Source organism: Siminovitchia jepli (assembly GCF_047228825.1).
In the GTDB taxonomy this organism is placed as follows: Bacteria; Bacillota; Bacilli; order Bacillales; family Bacillaceae_C; genus Siminovitchia.
The window spans coordinates 1-4,976 of record NZ_JBFEGN010000146.1 but is presented as its reverse complement, the minus strand read 5'-3'; the positions used below and the strand labels follow the sequence as shown (position 1 = coordinate 4,976).

Annotated in this window: 7 protein-coding genes; 2 read left to right on the top strand and 5 right to left on the bottom strand. The window is 41.6% G+C overall.

Annotated features, from left to right (window positions below; translation table 11 throughout):
- Positions 1–124: 124 nt before the first annotated feature.
- Entirely contained in the window at positions 125–1,240 is a 1,116-nt protein-coding gene (locus AB1L08_RS21545) for a hypothetical protein (RefSeq protein ID WP_413066649.1), read from the bottom strand.
- 536 nt (positions 1,241–1,776) lie between these two features.
- Positions 1,777–2,259, bottom strand: coding sequence for a hypothetical protein (locus AB1L08_RS21540; RefSeq protein ID WP_413066648.1), 483 nt, complete (start codon positions 2,257–2,259; stop codon positions 1,777–1,779).
- 327 nt (positions 2,260–2,586) lie between these two features.
- Here AB1L08_RS21540 and AB1L08_RS21535 point away from each other — a divergent pair, with 327 nt between their 5' ends.
- Both AB1L08_RS21535 and fdxA read left to right on the top strand, forming a co-directional pair.
- Positions 2,587–3,009: a hypothetical protein gene (locus AB1L08_RS21535; RefSeq protein ID WP_413066647.1), complete on the top strand. Its 423-nt coding sequence runs from the start codon at positions 2,587–2,589 to the stop codon at positions 3,007–3,009.
- 51 nt (positions 3,010–3,060) lie between these two features.
- Entirely contained in the window at positions 3,061–3,300 is a 240-nt protein-coding gene (fdxA, locus tag AB1L08_RS21530; protein WP_413066646.1) for a 4Fe-4S ferredoxin, read from the top strand.
- A gap of 191 nt (positions 3,301–3,491) precedes the next feature.
- On the opposite strand, the gene AB1L08_RS21525 is transcribed toward fdxA, so the two are convergent.
- The 3 genes from AB1L08_RS21525 to AB1L08_RS21515 all read right to left on the bottom strand — a co-directional run bounded on the left by AB1L08_RS21525 (position 3,492) and on the right by AB1L08_RS21515 (position 4,942).
- A complete protein-coding gene (locus tag AB1L08_RS21525; protein WP_413066645.1) occupies positions 3,492–4,067 on the bottom strand; it encodes a PadR family transcriptional regulator in 576 nt (191 codons plus the stop codon).
- 14 nt (positions 4,068–4,081) lie between these two features.
- Entirely contained in the window at positions 4,082–4,228 is a 147-nt protein-coding gene (locus tag AB1L08_RS21520; protein WP_413066644.1) for a hypothetical protein, read from the bottom strand.
- 381 nt (positions 4,229–4,609) lie between these two features.
- Positions 4,610–4,942, bottom strand: coding sequence for a VOC family protein (locus AB1L08_RS21515; RefSeq protein WP_413066643.1), 333 nt, complete (start codon positions 4,940–4,942; stop codon positions 4,610–4,612).
- Positions 4,943–4,976 lie beyond the last annotated feature (34 nt).

Genomic DNA, 4,976 nt, shown 5'->3' with positions numbered 1-4,976 from the left:
ACCCAGATTTGTAAATTGTTCCCAAAAGAGCGCTGAATTAGTTTTCGGCAAATTTACTTTCGTAATTTGGGATAAATCATTATTTTTTGGCTTCAACTAGCATATGCATTGATCCTTTGAATTTTCATTTCCTTTTTTTATCCACTTTCTCATGTATGACAACGAACAAAACAAGCAGTTTTCCAAAAAGATAAGATACGAACACCATAAAGCATGCCATAAAAATTTCCGTAATAAGGGCGTCAGTAAATTCATTTGAAACTTGATTCATTTGAGTAACGATCCAACCGCTTAACGAATAGATGGAGGCAACGGCCACCATTTGAACAAGCAGCCAGCGGACATTCCATTTCTTTCTTGCATGAAAAAAAGTCAGTAAAGGAAGAACATATATGAGAGTGAATAAAAGTGACGCATCGCTTGTAAATACGCCATCCTCAATGGTCCATTGTGGAAGGACGGATAATAGAGAGAGAAAAGTAATGATCATTCCGACCGTACACGTAATAACGCCTATTACATTAAATTTCCGCAAATCTGCCTGTTTTCTTTCCTCATTCCCCTTTATATTTGGTAACGGAGGGGACCAAGAGGACAAAGTCCTTGCTTTAAAGGGCAGCTTCAGTGGACGCTTTTGTTCTACTTTTCTTGCTTTTTCTGATTCAAACACTTTGGACAATAGATGATCCGGCCACATTTTCAAATCTATATTGGCTGTATACACAGGAATCTGGTCAACCGGAAATTGCTCATATAACTCATAAAAGGCATCTTTTTTCGCTTCAATAAAAGAGATATATTTTTTACTTCCGTCCTCTTCCCATTCGACGATCAATTTTGGATAAATACTATACCATATATTTGAGCCTGACACATTCACCTGAGAATGTCTTGCAATATAAATAGCTGTAATCTCTTCAAATGGAACCCATGTTTCCTCCATTTCTCCTGTTTCATCATTCTTCCATACATGGTGCACCGCCCCATCCTTTATTTCTCGTACATCTGTCTGCAGTGGCTGTGCTTTCATTTGTTTAAAAGAAAAATATAATGCGACAAATGCAATGAGCCCAGCAACAAAAGGAAGTAAGCCAATCAATGGATCAGAAGTAAAGAAAAAGATCCAGAACGCGGCTATTCCACATGCTAATGTAAGTAATGAAAGAAAAAATAATATACCATAAACAAAGCCTTTGGACTGTTTGGTAATTTTTTGCACATATATGAAGTCTGGCTTCAATGATAATCCTCCTCGCAGTTTTCAGGCTATATAAAATGAACTTTTGAATGCAACGTTAAAATCTGACAAAAAGCCATTGCGTCTAGTCATTGATCTCCCATCTTTTTTGACTATAAGTATTCTATATCCGAAAAGATCGGTAATGGGATTCCGATCCTTTGACCGTTTTCAGTGAAATAACGCCTGCGCGGGCAATGGGAGCCCGGTCCTTTGACCGTTTTCGGCGAAATAACGCCTGTGCGGGCAATGGCATTGTCCTGCCGGGCCAATTCATAATGAATACCGATCGTCTAAAATGACTGCGTGTTAAACTTTTCCATTCATTGTATATAGATGGAAAAAGGTTTCCTAAATTACTTATTAAAAAAAGACCAAGGGTTAGGGAAAACTTACATATTAAGATAACCAGCCCAAAGACTTGCTCATTTTCCTTGGGTGATTGCTTCCTTTATGGCAACAGATGCATAGGAAACCATAAATTGATAACACGAAGCCTACTTGGAATATATCCATTTTCACTCGTAAAGCCCGTAACCTTATTTGGATAATCTAGTACGCCTGAATAAAATGATACCAAGACCTCCTGCCAAAGGAGTTGCGACAAGTAATACAATCATGATTTTCTGAGCCTTATCCATTGGAAATCGATTCGATAAATGAATTTTCTCTAATCCGCCGCCCTCACAGGAGATACGATCAAATAAAGTATAATTTCCATCAAACAACAAAATAGCTTCGTTTCCTTTGATATCAATGGCAGTCCGTTCTTTTTTTAACTTAATGGCTCGATCACCTATTTTACACTGTACATCTTGAACATCAAGACTTGCAGGTGTTCCCCATACTGCTAAAGTTTTACCTGCTTTCGTTTGCGAAAAAGTTTCACCTGGATGGATGACTTGGTTAGAAAATGTACCCGGGGGTTGGGCTAACTTGTAAACCGTCCATGCAGCAAAAGGCCCTATAATGATAAATGTCATACATGCTAAAGCAAATAGAGACACCATTCTCTTTGTCATTGCTTTCGCCCTTTCTGGGGAGGTATGTAATCCTTCACTAGAATAATACGTGCATTTCTGCTACTTGGTTTCATTTTTTAAGGTACATGGAATATACCTTTATCCATGTTCACCAAATAACACTTCAACGAAGCCACCAGTGCGTTAAAGTGATCCCAAGTTATACCGCTTTTTGTCCTGCCGGACAAAGCCGACTTTCATTCTGTGATTAAAACCGTGAGCTTGTTAATGTCCCTGTTGACAACGAAGGCTGTTCATCTTCCGTATAATATGCAATGATTTGAACATATTATGAAGACATATGTATAAAAAGGTGGGAGATCTATAATGCAAGACGCCTTAAAACGATTGCAAATATTGATGGGCGATACATTACAAATTCTTGACCATATGGAAGTAGATCCGGAACATCATCAAATGCTTCAGCATATAAAAAAAGGATTAAATGAGGAAAATACAAAAATTGCAGGGTTTACAAATAATACCGTTGAGGGACGCATGGATAAAGCTGTTTCCATGACTATACATTTGAATGAAATAAACAATATGGTACAACAATTAGAGGCAAACTTGATAGAGGATTATAAAAAGTCAACGGGAAATGATATAAAACAGTATGAACAAATGTCCCTTGAGGAGCAATGGGAGCAAACCGAGAGCTACCATAATAAAATTGATTACTTAAGTGCCGCAAAGATCAGGGAAAACTTGAATCGGATGAACGAAGTATTATTTAGTTTAAGAACGTAATAACGGGAAACAGAGCATAGCGAATATGAAAATGAGAAAGGGGCAGTTTAAATGGCCTACGTCATAACATCTCCTTGTATCCAAGAAAAAGCGGCAGAATGTGCAGATGTTTGCCCTGTAGATTGCATTGCCGAGGGAGAAGATCAATTTTATATTGATCCGGATATTTGTATTGATTGCGGTGCATGTGAAGCAGTATGCCCTGTTGACGCAATTTTTCACGAAGAAGAAGTGCCTGGGGGAGAGGAAAAATATATCCAGAAGGCTATACAATTTTATAAAAACGATTAGCTAAAGCAGTATCACACAAATGTGAGTCTACCCGAAATGAAAGACATGGATAAAGATAGGCATCCAAAAAGCCCGATGATTCAATGAGCTTCTGGATGCTATTTTTAGCTGCTTTTTAAACAAAATCTTCCATGTCAAAGTTTCGCACACTCAGATATTTCATCACAACCGGCGCATTAAGCTTCGCGGTTTCACTCCCGTTCTGGCTCTTTTCCATTCACTCGATGGCTTTTGATTAACTGTAAAACCCACTCTTCGTCAAAACGGAGCTTTTCTAACCGATGCCGGAAAAATGTCAGAATATATTGCTGTTCCCCCTTGGGAATCCGCTCATCCTTGCTCGCATACTCCAGCCGCTCTTCCTCGTGGCGGATTTCATACCGCAGGTAATCTTTGTATTGGTGTAAAATTAAAAACTGCAATTCCTTACTGATTAGATGAAAATTCTTTAGTTTCATATAAAAATGCAGATCATAATCCGGTGAATATGGAATCGGTTCTTCCATCAACCGATTAAAACGCATTCTGCCTTCATCTGTGAGTTTATAAATCTTTTTCTTTTTTCCCCTTCCCCGACTGGCGCTCTCCGGTTGTTCATCGGGGACCTGCTCGATCAGACCATCTGCAAGCATGCCGTGAATAAGCGGGTAAAGCGCCCCCCAGCTGATTTTTCGCGTAGGTCCAACAATTCCGTTCAAAATCTGATGCAGCAAATAGCCGTGCATCGGGTTATTCATCAATTCGCCGAGTATGAACAATTCGTTCAAGCGAAAGGCCTCCCTTATATGTTTACTGCTTTATAAATAAGTAAATGGTGCCAAACACCGTGATGCCGACCGTTTGGCCATGACACCTGATCGACGAAATAGCCGCCGACAAGCGGGCCGAGCAGGCCGGCCACGGACCAGACGGACAAGAAGACGCCCATCATTTTTGCTTGCCCGAGAACAAATCGCCGACGACCGTAAAGAACACGGGCGCGAGCGCTCCGGCACCGAATCCTTGCAAGGCCCGGAACCAAATGAGCTCTGCCATCGGCTGTGCGGCCCCGCATAGTATGGAACCGAGCACGAATAAGCCGATGCCGCCGCGAACACAGCTTTGCGCCCGAACAAATCGGCCAACTTGCCGAAAATGGGCGTCGCCACGCAGGTAGTCAACGTATAAACCGCGAACACCCAACTGAACAGGGGCTCGCCACGCAAATCCATGATTATATGCGGCGTGGCGGTGGCGACGACCATGTTAACGTTTGTTTTCGGAGCCATGCGGAATGCCTCCTTACATTGTCTGTTTTTCTCTACTTGGCTTAACGGTTACTGACCAAGTAGAGGATATTGCCGTCAGGATCGCTGAAGTGTACGACTTGGGCCGCTTTGCCTTCTACAGCATCATGGAATTCGACGCCGCGGGATTTCAGTGTCTCGATGGCTGACTCTAAATCTTCTGCCACAAAGCCAATCGACATGCTGCCCGATATGACCGGCTCGGAACTTTGTTCTTCCGCAAGATGCAGGAGTCCGATCGTCAATCCCGGTGCTTCGACCTGTACAAAATGCCCGTCCATTTCGCCTTGCAGCTTTAATCCGAGGGTTTCGACCTGAAACCTCTCCCCATTGAAATGGGGAGGTTCCGTAACCATAAAGGGTCACGGTTCCATTGCGACAAATCGCAAT